The sequence below is a fragment of the Gordonia sp. UBA5067 genome (assembly GCF_002414845.1).
Taxonomy (GTDB): Bacteria; Actinomycetota; Actinomycetes; order Mycobacteriales; family Mycobacteriaceae; genus Gordonia; species Gordonia defluvii.
In genome coordinates this window covers 1-12,973 of record NZ_DIAX01000045.1, presented here as the reverse complement: position 1 = coordinate 12,973, position 12,973 = coordinate 1, and the positions used below count along the sequence as shown (strand labels likewise).

Annotated in this window: 15 protein-coding genes; 6 read left to right on the top strand and 9 right to left on the bottom strand. The window is 68.4% G+C overall.

Going from position 1 to position 12,973, the window contains the following annotated elements:
* The 3 genes from B4M62_RS06780 to B4M62_RS06770 form a co-directional block, all read right to left on the bottom strand.
* A partial coding sequence (locus B4M62_RS06780; protein ID WP_290706218.1) for an AAA family ATPase occupies positions 1 to 818 on the bottom strand: 818 nt, incomplete at its 3' end.
* An 89-nt stretch (positions 819 to 907) separates the two neighbouring features.
* Entirely contained in the window at positions 908 to 1,474 is a 567-nt protein-coding gene (gene hpt / locus B4M62_RS06775) for a hypoxanthine phosphoribosyltransferase (RefSeq protein ID WP_290706217.1), read from the bottom strand.
* Between the two features lie 45 nt (positions 1,475 to 1,519).
* Positions 1,520 to 2,218, bottom strand: a complete 699-nt coding sequence (locus tag B4M62_RS06770; protein ID WP_290706216.1) for a TetR/AcrR family transcriptional regulator — start codon at positions 2,216 to 2,218, stop codon at positions 1,520 to 1,522.
* Positions 2,219 to 2,321: 103 nt separating this feature from the next.
* Between B4M62_RS06770 and B4M62_RS06765 the strand changes: the two genes are divergently transcribed.
* Entirely contained in the window at positions 2,322 to 3,215 is an 894-nt protein-coding gene (locus B4M62_RS06765) for an alpha/beta fold hydrolase (RefSeq protein ID WP_290706215.1), read from the top strand.
* A gap of 7 nt (positions 3,216 to 3,222) precedes the next feature.
* Positions 3,223 to 4,437, top strand: coding sequence for a lipase family protein (locus B4M62_RS06760; protein ID WP_290706214.1), 1,215 nt, complete (start codon positions 3,223 to 3,225; stop codon positions 4,435 to 4,437).
* Here B4M62_RS06760 and tilS read toward each other — a convergent pair.
* The 3 genes from tilS to dacB form a co-directional block, all read right to left on the bottom strand.
* A complete protein-coding gene (tilS, locus tag B4M62_RS06755) occupies positions 4,434 to 5,420 on the bottom strand; it encodes a tRNA lysidine(34) synthetase TilS (protein WP_290706213.1) in 987 nt (328 codons plus the stop codon). The two genes, B4M62_RS06760 and tilS, sit on opposite strands and share 4 nt — an antisense overlap.
* Entirely contained in the window at positions 5,399 to 6,502 is a 1,104-nt protein-coding gene (locus tag B4M62_RS06750; protein ID WP_290706405.1) for a zinc-dependent metalloprotease, read from the bottom strand. The genes tilS and B4M62_RS06750 overlap by 22 nt, the downstream gene beginning before the upstream one ends.
* Before the next feature lie 119 nt (positions 6,503 to 6,621).
* Positions 6,622 to 8,022 carry a D-alanyl-D-alanine carboxypeptidase/D-alanyl-D-alanine endopeptidase gene (gene dacB / locus B4M62_RS06745; RefSeq protein ID WP_290706212.1) on the bottom strand — a complete coding sequence of 467 codons (1,401 nt, stop codon included), beginning with the start codon at positions 8,020 to 8,022 and terminating at the stop codon, positions 6,622 to 6,624.
* A gap of 66 nt (positions 8,023 to 8,088) precedes the next feature.
* Between dacB and B4M62_RS06740 the strand changes: the two genes are divergently transcribed.
* From B4M62_RS06740 to B4M62_RS06730, 3 genes are all read left to right on the top strand, one after another.
* Positions 8,089 to 8,577, top strand: a complete 489-nt coding sequence (locus tag B4M62_RS06740; RefSeq protein WP_290706211.1) for an inorganic diphosphatase — start codon at positions 8,089 to 8,091, stop codon at positions 8,575 to 8,577.
* Positions 8,578 to 8,590: 13 nt separating this feature from the next.
* The gene (locus tag B4M62_RS06735) at positions 8,591 to 9,775 is read left to right on the top strand and encodes an isochorismate synthase (protein WP_290706210.1); all 1,185 of its coding nucleotides are present in this window, start codon (positions 8,591 to 8,593) and stop codon (positions 9,773 to 9,775) included.
* A gap of 101 nt (positions 9,776 to 9,876) precedes the next feature.
* Entirely contained in the window at positions 9,877 to 10,602 is a 726-nt protein-coding gene (locus B4M62_RS06730; protein WP_290706209.1) for a DUF4352 domain-containing protein, read from the top strand.
* Between the two features lie 12 nt (positions 10,603 to 10,614).
* Here the strand turns inward: B4M62_RS06730 and B4M62_RS06725 are convergent, their stop codons facing one another.
* Genes B4M62_RS06725 through B4M62_RS06715 form a run of 3 tightly spaced genes read right to left on the bottom strand, consistent with a single transcriptional unit; the run spans position 10,615 to position 12,731 of the window.
* Positions 10,615 to 11,814, bottom strand: coding sequence for an O-succinylhomoserine sulfhydrylase (locus tag B4M62_RS06725; protein WP_290706404.1), 1,200 nt, complete (start codon positions 11,812 to 11,814; stop codon positions 10,615 to 10,617).
* Between the two features lie 30 nt (positions 11,815 to 11,844).
* Entirely contained in the window at positions 11,845 to 12,258 is a 414-nt protein-coding gene (locus B4M62_RS06720; RefSeq protein WP_290706208.1) for a rhodanese-like domain-containing protein, read from the bottom strand.
* Positions 12,258 to 12,731, bottom strand: coding sequence for a hypothetical protein (locus B4M62_RS06715; RefSeq protein WP_290706207.1), 474 nt, complete (start codon positions 12,729 to 12,731; stop codon positions 12,258 to 12,260). The genes B4M62_RS06720 and B4M62_RS06715 overlap by 1 nt, the downstream gene beginning before the upstream one ends.
* Positions 12,732 to 12,841: 110 nt before the next feature.
* Between B4M62_RS06715 and B4M62_RS06710 the strand changes: the two genes are divergently transcribed.
* Positions 12,842 to 12,973 (top strand): FAD/NAD(P)-binding protein (locus B4M62_RS06710; protein WP_290706403.1); only part of this gene is annotated, 132 nt, incomplete at its 3' end.

The following is a 12,973-nucleotide window of genomic DNA, read 5'->3' as shown; positions in this document are numbered from 1 at the left end:
TCGATCTCGTCGACGAAGATGATGCAGGGGCTGTTCTGCTTAGCCTGCTCGAACAGGTCGCGCACGCGTGATGCGCCGACGCCGACGAACATTTCAACGAAGTCCGAACCGGAGATGGTGAAGAAAGGCACCCCGGCTTCACCTGCGACGGCCCGGGCAAGCAGCGTCTTACCGGTGCCGGGCGGCCCGTACAACAGGACCCCCTTGGGGATGGTGGCGCCCAACGCCTCGTAACGAGCCGGATTCTGCAAGAAGTCCTTGATCTCGTAGAGCTCCTCGACCGCCTCGTCAGCACCGGCGACGTCGGCGAACGTGGTCTTGGGCATGTCTTTGGTGATCTCTTTGGCACGCGATTTGCCAAAGCCCATCATGCCGCCCCGACCACCGCCCTGCATCCGGTTCATCACGAAGAAGAACAGGCCGAGTAACAGCACCAGCGGCAGAATCAGGGCCAACATCTGCATGAGGGCCGAGTCCTGCCGGACATTGGTCTGGTAGGGCGCCCCGGTCTGGCGAACGGACTCGAAGACGAAGTCGGCACCACGGGCCGGGTACTTCGTGCTGATCTTGTCCGACGTCTCCTTCTTCTTGTTCTTCTCGCCCACCTCGATCGGCTTTTTCAGCTCGATGCGCAGCTGCTGTTCGCGATCGTCGATCTGGATCGACTTCGCGTTCTTCACGTTGAGCTGGCTGAGCGCCACCGAGGTGTCGACGGCGCGATACTCGCGCGAGTTGTCGCGCATGAAGCTCCAGCCCCACAGGGCCAGGAGGATCAGGACGAAGATCGCGACATTGCGAAAGACTGACTTACGGTTCATACGTGCTCCGGCGGCACCCGCACGAGCGCCACCAACGTCCTTCCATCAGAGATTTCCCACCAGGCTACCTGGATGGTGGACGGACCGCGTCAGCCCTGGTAGACCGAGGGCTTGAGGCGGCCGATATAGGGCAGATCGCGGTACCGTTCGGCGTAGTCCAATCCGTAGCCGACGACGAAATCGTTGGGAATGTCGAACCCGATGTCGGCGACGTTCAAGTCGGCCCGGACGGCATCGGGCTTACGCAACAGCGTGCAGACGCTCAGCGACCGCGGGGACCGGGTCGCTAGGTTCCGCATCAGCCAGGACAGGGTGAGTCCGGAGTCGATGATGTCCTCGACGATCACCACGTCGCGGTCGGCGATGTCCCGGTCGAGGTCCTTGAGAATGCGCACGACCCCCGAGGACGACGTCGACGACCCATAGCTCGAGACCGCCATGAACTCCATCTGCGAGGGGATGGGCAGCGCCCGCGCGAAGTCGGTCATGAACATGATCGCGCCCTTGAGGACGCCGATCAGGACCAGGTCATCGGGGGCGTCGCGGAACCTCGCGGCGACCGATTCGGCGAGTTCGACGGTTCGCCGCTTAATCTGATCTTCGGAGATCAGGATCGATTCGATGTCATCACCATAGGGCTGGCTGCTCACGCACATAGCTTCGCACGTGCGCGCGCGAGCCCACCAGCCCGCCCACCGCCCCTACGGGGTCAGTACCCGCCGGGTGAAGGAGAGGACGGTATCGGCGATCTCGTCGAGGCGGGCCACCCCGTGGCGCTGGACCTGCTGGATGCACAGTTCATTGATCCCGCCGAGGAGGGCGACGACCTCGGCCGGTGACACGTCGGCGATCGGTATGCCCTGGTCGCGCCCGCGGCAAAGAATCTGCGATATCGCCTCGGCGTACCGGGCGACCCCGGCGATTCGACGGTCGGCGATCCCCGGCGTCGCACCCTGGGCGCGGAGCAGGAACATGGTCGTGAACGCGGGTGCGGCCTGCAGGGTCCCCAGATAGGCACCGATGACCGGGCCCATCAGTGCGTCGAGGTCGGCGGGATTGCCGGGCAGATCCGCCGTCATGGTGGCGATGACCAGACCGATGGCGTCGTAGGCGGCGATGAAGGCGGCCTCTTTGTCGGCGAAGAACTTGTAGAACGACTTCTTCGAGACCCCTGCCTGTGCGCTGATCTGGTCCACCGAGGTCTGCGAATAGCCTTGCCGGGCAATCACTTCCGCTGTCGCCGCGATCAGCCGCCACCGTTGCGACTCCTCCACCTGCGCCGCGGTGAGCTGGTGCCGATGCCTCGGCAGGGCGGCGCGGTCGGGCCCAGGGCCGATGATCGCGAGGACCTCGTCAGCACTCAGCGAACCTTGGCCGCCGCGGGAGTCGTTGTCTGGCACCCGGTTGACTCTACCGCCGGCGCACCTCTACGCTCCCTAGAGAAACACTTTCGTTTCTCTAGGAGTCTGCGGGTGCCGACAGCACCTCACCAGGGGAGAAGACATGACCGACGCCGAATTCGAGTTCGACGTATTGCGCATCGCGTACACCGTCGCCGGTACCCAGAACCACGGCGCCACCCCGCTGGTATTCCTGCACAACGCCGGTGCATCCCGGCACCTCTGGCACGAACAGGTCGAATACTTCGGCGCCAGCCATCCCGTCTACGCCCTCGACCTGTTCGGGTATGGCGACTCCGACGTTCCCGCTGAGGGTTATTCGGTCCAGCGCTACACCGACATGCTGGCCGCATTCCTGACCGCCACCGGCATCGACGCACCCCTGCTGGTGGGCAACTGCCTGGGCAGCGCAATCATCGCCCACTTCCTGCGGTCCGACGATCGCGCCATCGGTGCCGTCCTGATCAATCCACTCACCGAACGGACCGCTCGCGGTGGGGCCTACGGCTGGCTCATCGGACCGGCCGGCCGCCTCCCCCGGGCGGTGCGCACCGTGGTCGGCCGCTTCGGATCGCCCCGCAAAGCAGCCCGTCGAGTCGTCGGCCAATGGTTCTCCGACCCCGTGCTGACCGACCGCCTCCCGGCGGCACGGCAACTCGTCGACGGCATGCGGCGGCCCGGCGGGCTGGCCGCCCTGGCCGAAACCATCGGGTCCGACCTGGGCACGCTTGCCCGGCTCGACGTCGAGCCACTCCCCGCGAGCGCACCTCCGATCTGCACCATCTGGGGCGTGGCGAACGTCATCCTGTCCAGCGATGCCGGGCGCCGCCTCAACGAAACCCTCGCCCCGGCCCGCGCGGAGTGGCTGCCCGGCTGCGGGCACGCCGCCATGCTCGAGTGCCCCGGCCCCGTCTCGACGATCATCGAGGAATTCCTCCACGCCACCCTCGCGCCGCAGGCCACCAACCGCGGACCGAGCGCCACCTCCGATGCGTAGCCGCCGAGTGGGCACCGCAACACCGCCGAGTGGGCACCTGCTCCCCCGCACCCTCGGCGCCGTCACCATGGCGATCGCCATGACCACCGCGGCGGCGCCGGCCATCCATGCCACCCCCGAGGCTCCCCCCGGCACGATGACGCGCACGGCGCCGCTGCCCACTCCGCTGACCGCGCTCGCCTCCGCACGGCTACTCACCCTCACCTCGCGCGACGCACACGACCAACCGCGGACGATGAGCGCGAGCCTGTTCGTTCCGCATACCCGATGGCTTGGACCCGGCCGGCAACCACTGGTCGCGATGGCAGTGGGGACCTACGGCCAGGGTGACCGTTGCGCACCCTCCCGGGCTTTCACCAGCCCGGTGTCGGTGTCGGCGACCGAACAACAGGTCGGATATGAGATCTCCAGCGTCGCCCTGCTGCTCGCCCGCGGTTACGCGGTGGTCGTGCCCGACTACCTGGGAATGGCGCAACCGGGTGTTCATACCTACCTCAACCGGATCGAGCAGGGCCGTGCCGTCATCGACGCCGCCCGCGCCGCGACGTCGGTCGCACGCCTCTCGGGACCTGTGGGCTTCTGGGGCTATTCACAGGGCGGTGCCGCCGCGGGCGCCGCCGCCGAACTACAGCCCGTCTACGCCCCGCGGCTCGCCCTGCGCGCCGTCTACAGCGGGGCGCCGCCGGGTGACGTGACCGCCGCGTTGCGGAACCACAACATCATGGCGCTCCCCATCCTCGGCTGGTCCGCCAACAGCGCGATGGCCACCGACCCGGCGCTCCGCCAGCCCGTGTCGGCCGTCCTCAACCCGGCCGGCCGCACCTTCCTGCGCCGGATTGCACAGATGTGTCTGCCCGACGCCGCGATCGCCTATGGAACGACGCCGTCGTCGCAACTGACCGCCGACGGCCGGCCGCTGGCCGACGCACTGCTGGCGATCCCCGGCTTTGCGGGGTGGGCACGGGCGCAACGCCTGGGCACGGTAGCGCCACGCGCTCGGGTGCTGGTCCATTCGGCGCGCAACGACGACGTCGTGCCATTCGCCGACCAAACGCGATTGGTCCGCGCCTGGCGTTCCTTGGGTGCCCACGTCGACCACCTCGTGTTCGACCTGCCGCCCACCAGCCCGGGGTTGGGGATGGACCATTCCTGGCCGCATCAGGTGGACAACGCACGGGCGCTGGACTGGTTTGCCCCCAACCTGACCCGGCGCGGGGACTAGCCGCGCGGCTCGGTAGCGACCCGGAGACGATCGCCGACTCGTTCGACGATCAAGCGCACCACCGGGTCCCCGCCGACGGCGACCGGTCCCTGGCCGTGCCAGTCGGTGACCAAGGCGTCGACGGCCGCGACGACTCGCTGCGCCGGCCCGGCACGAGGGGGCCGGACCGGCGCAGCGGGAAGTTCGCCGTCGATCACAGCGCTCAACCATCGGCGCAGCACCCGGCTGCGCAGCGCTTCCGGTGCAGCGACTAGCGGGTCAACGGCGAGGCCGTCCCCGACGGCCGCTTCGGCGGCCAGCCCAGCGCTCAGCGCATCCAGCAGACGATTGTCTGCGTCCAACAGATCAGCGGTGCGCGCCAGCGCCTCGGCGACCCCCCCGCCGAGGACATCATCCATCAGCGGCAGCACCTGCGTCCGCACCCGAACGCGGGTGAACCGCGGATCACCATTGTGGGGATCATCGACCGGTGCGAGCCCCCACTGCGCGCAGGCGGCCACCGTGTCGGAGCGGCGCAAGGCGAGCAGTGGGCGCCCCCACGGTGGGCGCCACCCGCGCATCCCCGACAACGACGCGGGTCCGGAGCCGCGGGCCAGACCGAGCAGCACGGTCTCGGCCTGGTCGTCCAGGGTGTGTCCCAGCAGCACCGGGCGCCCGTCCCGCGCGAGGTCGAGCGCGGCGTACCGCGCCGACCGCGCTGCGGCTTCCAGACCACCAGCGGTACCGACCACGACGGGCAGCACCCGCGCGCGGGCGCCCAGCACCTCGGCGGCCAGTGCCGCGGTCGCGGCGACCCGGGCCGACTGCGGCTGCAACCCGTGATCGACGATCAGCGCCTCGACGTCGAGGCCCGCCCGCACCGCGGCCGCCGTCAGCGCCAACGAATCCGGCCCGCCCGACAGTGCGACGCAGGCATCGCGCCCGACGAAGTGCCGCTGCGCGAACGAGCGGACCGCCCCGATCAGAGCACCCGGGCGATCCACCGGTCCGGTTCATCAATCTCGTCGGGGCGCGGCAATGTCTCCGGGCCGGTCCAGATCGTGTTGAACGGCCCCATTCCAACGGCCCCGACGACGTGGTCGGTGAACGCCTTGCCGCGGATGTACTGCGCCATCTTCGCGTCCATCCCGATCAATGCGCGCATGATCCGCGCGATCGGGTTGCGCGGCGCGGTGCGCCGCGCGTCGAAGCCAGCCCGGATCCGCTCAACCGTCGGCACGTGCGCCGGACCGACGGCATCCATGACATGGTCGGCATGTCCTTCGAGGAGCGTCCCAAGCATCATCAGGTTGGCGAACGCCTCATACTGCTCGGGGGACTGCAACAGTTGCATCACGCCCAGGACGCCGGGTTCACGCGGCTTGTCACTACGGACCGCCGCAGCGATCCGGGTAACCAGTTGTGCGGTGGTTTCCGCACCCTCGGCGGCCAGGGTGGCCAGATTGTCGACCATATAGTCGCGCAACCACGGGTTGGCGGAGAACTGGACCCGGTGGGTCACCTCGTGCAGGCACACCCAGAGCCGGAAGTCGGCGGGCACCGCTTTGAGTTTTCGTTCGACGTTCACAATATTGGGCGCGACGAGCAGCAGCACACCGTCGTCCCCGGTGACCGGATCGGCGGTAAACGGGTCGTACTGCCCGAGAATTGCCCCGGATAGAAAGGCCAGGAGCCCGCCGGCCTGGAATCCGCCCGCCTTCGCGGTGAGCGCGGTCATCAGCCCACCGGCAGCTGGCGCTGACACTCCGCCGGAATCTGTCGCTGACACTCCGCCGGAATCTGTCGCTGGCACTCCGTCGTCGCCGGCCGCGGCGACATCGGCGGCGGCCGCCATCATCGAGCGCATCGAATTCGCGGATGCGGTGATCCAGTCCTCGCGGTCGATGACGCGGGCGGCCGGCACGGCCAGCCCGTCGGCCAACCCGGTGAGCTCGCGGACGGGGGCCTCGGCCCGGGCCGAGGCATCGGCGAGTTCGGCGTACACCTGGTTGCGGGTGTACTCGGTCATCGCCGGTCCGCTGCGGGCCAGCCGGCGGCCAATGCCGGCGGCCACTTCCCAGTCGATCGCCGGGAGCTGGTCGCGGCGCTCTGCGCCCTGGTCTCGGCGCTCTGCGCCCTGGTCTCGGCGCTCTGCGCCCTGGTCTCGGCGCTCTGCGCCCTGGTCGCGGCGCTCGCCGGCGCCGTTCACCGGCAGCCGCAATCGCGGATTTTGCCGACGACCGCGTCGAGCGCCGGGCGCGCCACGTCGGGCGACGTACCGTTGGACATCAAGGCGAAGGACAGCACCCGCCCGTCGACGGTCTGCACGATCCCCGTCAGCGAACTCACCCCGGTCAGGGTGCCGGTCTTCGCCCGGACCCATCCGGCTCCCGATGTCTTCCGCGGGTCGAAGCGCTCGGTCAGGGTGCCGGTGCCATTCGCGATGGGCAGTCCGTCGAGCAGGACCCGCAGCTGTGGGTAGCGGCTACCGGCGATGCCGGACATCATGTCGTCGAGAACCCGGGCCGGGACCCGGTTGGCGTAGGACAGCCCCGAGGCGTCGCGCAGGGTGACGCCGGTCGTGTCGAACCCTTTGTCGCCGAGGGTCTTGACGACCGCGGCGGCACCCGCTTCCAGGGTGCCCGGGCCACCCGCGGCCAGCGACAGTTCGAGGGACAGCGTCTCGGCCAGCACGTTGTCTGAAAAGCGCATCATGTCGTTGACCCGCGTGGCCAGCGGCGCGGACTGCACCGACGCCAACGTTCTGGCACCCTCCGGAGCCCGTACCTGTTCGACGTCGCCCTTCACGCCGAGCGCCGCAGCCAGGGCCTCGCCGGCGGCGATCCCGGGCTCGGGGGTGCGCGGGGAATACTCGTCGAGCGCCTCGAGACGCCCACCGTCGACCATCAGCGAACGGATCGGCGCGATGTCACCGCCGGCGATGTCGCGCCGGTCCCACGTCCGGTCCATGGTCGGACCGGTGAACAGCGAGAGGTCGACGGCGACCGAGGTCGGCTTGACTCCCGCGGCACGGATCTGGGCGACGAGGTCGGCGATGCGCGGTGCATTCGTGTAGTACGTGGGCGCACCGGCCGGCTGCGCCGACAGCGTCGGATCACCGGCGCCGCGCACGATCACCTGGCCGTTGGGGCCGGCCACCACCGTCGTGGTGAGACGACGGTCCTGCGGCATGCCCAGCAGCGCGGCCGCCGCGGTGAGGATTTTCGCATTAGAGGCCGGGATGAGCGGCTTGCCCGGGTTCTTCTCCCAGAGCACCGTGCCGGTCACCGGATCGGCGACCTGCCCGGTGAGCTCCCCGAGGTCTTTGGCGTTCGAGACCTTCGCCAGCGCCATCGCCAGCCCCGCGGTCGACGGTGCCGGTGCCTGCGGGTTCACCGGCTGAATCGCCGGCGTCGGAGTGAGCAGATCGGGCCGTGCCGGTGTTCCGTCCGGAATTTTGTCGCCCGCCATCAGGGTGCGTCCGGCGACGACGCCGCCGCCGCCGAGTAGCGCGACGATCAGCAACCCGATCAGCGCCCAGCGCACCGTCGTCCCCCGTTTGCCCGAACCGCTCACCGCCACCTCCGCGTCATTGGCCAGTCCCATGCAGACCCGTTCGGCATAAACAGTATCGTTGAACCGGCTCAGAGCCGACCAACGAGAGGAACAACCGTGGCCGTCGACGTCATCATCGAGATCCCCAAAGGGTGCCGCAACAAGTACGAGATCGATCACGAGACCGGTCGCGTCTTCCTCGACCGGTATCTGTACACGTCGATGGGCTACCCCGCCGACTATGGGTACATCGACGACACCCTTGGCGAGGACGGGGATCCGCTCGACGCGATGGTCCTGCTGCCCGAGTCGGTGTTCCCGGGCGTGACGGTGAAGGCGCGCGTGGTGGCGATGTACACGATGACCGACGAGGCCGGCGGCGACGACAAGCTCCTCTGCGTTCCGGCCGGCGATGTCCGCTGGGACCACATCCAGGACCTGGGTGACGTCAGCGATTTCGAGCTGAACGCGATCAGCCACTTCTTCGAGCACTACAAGGACCTCGAGCCGGGCAAAGAAGTCCAGCCGGGCGGCTGGGTCGGGCGCGCGCAGGCCGAGAAGGTCCTCGCCGAGGCCGTTGAGCGCCTCAAGACGCAGGGACACTGAACCACGCCGCCGAGTGGGCACCTCACCCCCGCCGAGTGGGCACCGCAACCCCCCCGACTGGGCACCTAATCTGCCCCGACTGGGCACCCCACTCGGCGGTTCCACGTTCCTCCTGTCCGGCCGGTCCGGCTCCGTGCACGGCGTCGGGCGGGAACGCACCTTCGCGACCACGCAGGCCGCTGCCGCCGCCCTGCACAGCCGATCCTGCCGGGGCATCGTCGGGGCCCTCCCGTTCGACCTCGACGACCCGGCCGCACTGTGGGAACCGGCCGATCTCACGGTATCGGCCCAGCCGCTGGCGCCCGCTGCGCCGCCGCAGCGGCGCAGCGTAACCGTCCTCGCCCGGCTGCCCGAGCCGGCCGAGCATCAACGACGCGTCGGCGAGATCGTCGCCCGCATCCGCGCTGGACAAGCCCAGAAAGTCGTCCTCGCCCGGGCCGTGCAGCTGCAGGTGGACGAGGCGATCGACCCGATTGCACTGGCCGCCGCGTTCGCCGGCGGCAACACCGCCAACAATGCGTTCGCGGTGGCCCTCGACGCCGCCGGTGAGCGATACGCCGGGCAATGGCTGGTCGGCGCGAGTCCCGAACTCCTCGTGCGCCGCCGCGGCCGCAGCGTGCAGTGCCGCCCCTACGCCGGCACGGCGCCCCGATCGCCCGATCCGGTGGTCGACGAGCAGCGGGCGGCCGCGCTGCGCTCGTCGGCCAAGGATCTCGCCGAGCACTCCTTCGTCGTCGAGTACTTGCGCCGGTCGTTGGCCCCCTTCTGCACAACGATCAACGCCCCCACCGAACCCACCCTGCTGTCCACCGGCGAGCTATGGCATCTGGCAACGCCGATCAGTGCGACGCTGGCCGATCCCGCGACCACCGCTTTAGATCTTGCCCTGGCCCTCTCTCCGACGCCGGCCCTCGGCGGAACGCCCAGCGCGGTCGCCAGCGAAATGATTGCCCACTACGAGGGCGACCGCGGCTTCTACGGCGGCGCGATCGGCTGGTGCAATAGCGAGGGCGACGGGGACTGGGTGGTGACCATCCGGTGCGTGGGCCTGGCCGCCGACTTGCACCATCTCACCGCATGGGCCGGCGGCGGCATCATCGCCGACTCCGACCCGGCCGCCGAAGTCGCCGAGACGACCGCCAAGTTTGCGACCGCCCTGCGCGCGCTGGGCGCCGACCCCGAAACCGTCGCCCCCTAGTCCGGCCCCAATTCTCCGGGCCGAATTCTCTGGGCCCCGATTGTCCGACCGTCTTCCTACGCTCTGCTCCTGTTCGTCTCTCAGACCTATTAGGAGGCATCATGACGACACCGAATTACCCGCCGCACCCCCACTACCCCGCCCCCGCGCCCGCCCCCGCCGGGCAGTACGCGCCGTACGAGCAGTACGGCCAGATGCCCGGCTATCCGGCTCCGCCCCCGCCGCCCAAGAAGTCGAAGGCGCCGTGGATCATCGGCATCGTCGCCGCACTGATCGCGGTCTGCGGTCTCGGCGCACTCATGTCTGGTGGAGAAAGATCCAACAGCCCGACGACGACGGCGGGCGCGCCGGCGGGCGACAAGCAGGACAAGCCGGACAGCCGCGCCAACGATGAACAGGGCACGCCGGACGCGAAGAAAGACGTCATCGCCGGAATGAACCAGCCGGTGCGCGACGGCAAGTTCGAGTTCGTCGTCACCGATGTGACCAGTGGGCTCACCACCGTCGGCGAGAACGAATTCCTCCGACAGAAGGCCCAGGGCAAATTCACGGTGGTGACGGTGAGCGTCAAGAACATCGGCGACAAGCCGCAAGGCTTCTCCCCGTCCGGGCAAAAGCTCGTCGATCAGCAGGGTCGCGAGCACGAGTCGGACACCAGCGCTCAGATCGCGCTCGGTGATTCCGGCGTCCCCGTATGGGACAGCATCAACCCCGGCAACAAGGTGGCGGTGAAACTCGTCTTCGACATCCCCGCCCGCGCGGTACCGACCGAACTGGAGTTGCACGACTCCCTGTTCTCCAACGGGGTGAAGGTCTCCCTGAAGTAGAAACCGCCCGAGTCAGCCGAGGGCCTGATCAAGATCGGTGATCAGGTCCTCGGTGTTCTCCAGACCGATCGAGACGCGCACCACCGAGTCGGTGATGCCGACAGCGGCGCGGCCTTCGGGCCCCATCGCCCGGTGGGTCGTCGTGGCCGGATGGGTGACGAGCGTCTTGGAATCGCCCAGGTTGTTGGAGATCTTGACGACCCGAAGCTTGTCGAGCACCTCGAAGACTCGTTCTTTTCCGCCGCGCCCGGCGCGGTCGGCAATCTCAAAGGTCACCACCGTGCCGCCGCCGGCCATCTGCTTGCGCGCAAGGTCGAACTGCGGGTGCGACGACAGGAACGGGTACCTGGTCCAGGCGATGCGCGCATCGGCGTCCAGGAACTCCGCGACGCGCAACGCCGAGGCCACCGAGGCGTCTAAGCGCAGGCGCATCGTCTCTAAGCCCTTGAGTAGCGTCCAGGCGTTGAACGGGCTCATCGCGGGACCGGTGTGGCGCATGAGCGTCTGAACCGGACCGGAGATGAATTCCTCGTCGCCCAAGACCGCCCCGCCCATGACGCGGCCCTGGCCGTCGATGTGCTTAGTGGCCGAGTACACGACGACGTCGGCGCCGAGATCGAAGCCGCGCTGCAGCAGCGGGGTGGCGAATACGTTGTCCAGCACCACCTTTGCGCCCGCCGCGTGGGCGAGTTCGGACACCGCCGCGACGTCGACCAGGGTCTGCATTGGGTTGGCCGGCGTCTCGAAGAAGACCGCCGTCGTCGGGACCGACAACGCTTCCTCCCACTGCTGGAGGTCCTCGCCATCCACGAAGACGGTTTCGACGCCCCAGCGCGGCAAGATTTCATTGCAGACCACAAAGCAGGATCCAAAGAGGCTGCGAGCGGCGACAAGGCGGTCGCCCGCCTTCAGTAAGGCGCCGAGCGCGACGAAGACCGCGGCCATGCCGCTGGCCGTACCGAAGCAGGCCTGCGCCCCGTCGAGCAGGCGTAGCCGCTCCTGGAACATGGCGACGGTCGGATTGCCGAAGCGGGAGTAGACGAACCGGGGTTCAGCACCGTTGAAGGCCCGCTCGGCCGCCTCCGCCGAGTCGTAGACGTAGCCGCTCGTCAGGAACAGGCCTTCGGAGGTCTCCTGGAACTGCGAGCGCGCCACCCCACCCTGGACCGCCAGGGTGTCCGGACCGACGCCGGGCGGCAACTCGCCGAAAATGTCGTTCACTGCTTATTCCTCACTCGCGGTTCAGGACTGGCGCCAGGGCAGATTGTCAGCCCGCCAACCCGCCGAACCGCGGTGATCGTTCTCGTCAAGGCCGCCTTCGAAACCATCGAGCACGTTGTAGGACTGGACGATCCCGGCCGCGGTCGCCGCCTCCGCGGCGCCGATCGACCGGTGGCCCGAGCGGCAGATGAACAGCACCCGGTTGTCGTCGCGGATTCCGGCGTCGCGCAGGTCATCGACGAACCGGGGGTTGGGCGCACCTGACGGGAAGGTCGTCCATTCGACGAACACCGTCCGCTTCTCCAGGATCTCCAGATCGGGGACCCCGACGAAGTTCCACTCGGCGCTGGTGCGGCAGTCGACGAGGACGGTGTTCTCATCGTTCTCGAGCAGCTCCCACGCCTGCGTGGGGGTCACGTCTCCGGCGTAGCTCATCAGCACACCTTCCATTGGTTGTCCTGGCGGACCAGGGTGGTCGCGGTCGTCGTCACGGCGTCGGTCTTCTTTCCGTAGTGCCAGCTGACGGTGGCACTCGCCCTGTCGCCGTTGATCGCGACATCGGCGATCTTTCCCGGGGGGATCACGATCGGCCCATTCACGTCGCGGGAGGCGGTGGCGCGCGTCAGGAACTCGTCGCGCGGCGGCAGCTTCGCCGCGCAGGTCCACCGGGTGAACGTGTCGTAGTTCAGTGCGTTCTGTGCGGTGTAGTGGTTGTTGACCGCCATCCGTACCGAGTCCTCGTCACTGACCCGACTGGCGAACGGGTGCAGCCACTGGGGAATTAGAATCAGGCCGATCAAAACCACGACGACAGCGAGTGCCGCGATGATCGGCCCCCTGGTCGGCGCATCGCGCCGGTCCAGTTCGTCGGACGATTGGCCCATGTCATCGTCGGGGGAGTCAGCCACAACGACCCAGTATATGGCCGCTCGCAGGTCAGTCGCGAAGTGAGGCGAACCTCACTGCGGGCCGAAGGTCATATTTTGGCGGCCGCCCACGACCACCTACCGTAGAGGTCATGAGCGAGGAGAACCGCGCGTTGCGCGTTGCCATCGTCGGTGCCGGTCCGGCCGGTATCTATGCGGCCGATGCCTTGATGAAGCATGACGACCTGGTTGATCGGGGCGTCAGCATCGACCTGTACGAGCGC

Excerpts from the sequence above, each read along its gene's own strand:
- hpt (WP_290706217.1), bottom strand. The coding sequence starts at position 1,474 with ATGTGCGTGAGCAGCCAGCCCTATGGTGATGACATCGAATCGATCCTG.
- B4M62_RS06765 (WP_290706215.1), top strand. The coding sequence starts at position 2,322 with ATGACCGACGCCGAATTCGAGTTCGACGTATTGCGCATCGCGTACACC.
- dacB (WP_290706212.1), bottom strand. The coding sequence starts at position 8,022 with ATGGGACTGGCCAATGACGCGGAGGTGGCGGTGAGCGGTTCGGGCAAA.
- B4M62_RS06730 (WP_290706209.1), top strand. The coding sequence starts at position 9,877 with ATGACGACACCGAATTACCCGCCGCACCCCCACTACCCCGCCCCCGCG.
- B4M62_RS06720 (WP_290706208.1), bottom strand. The coding sequence starts at position 12,258 with ATGAGCTACGCCGGAGACGTGACCCCCACGCAGGCGTGGGAGCTGCTC.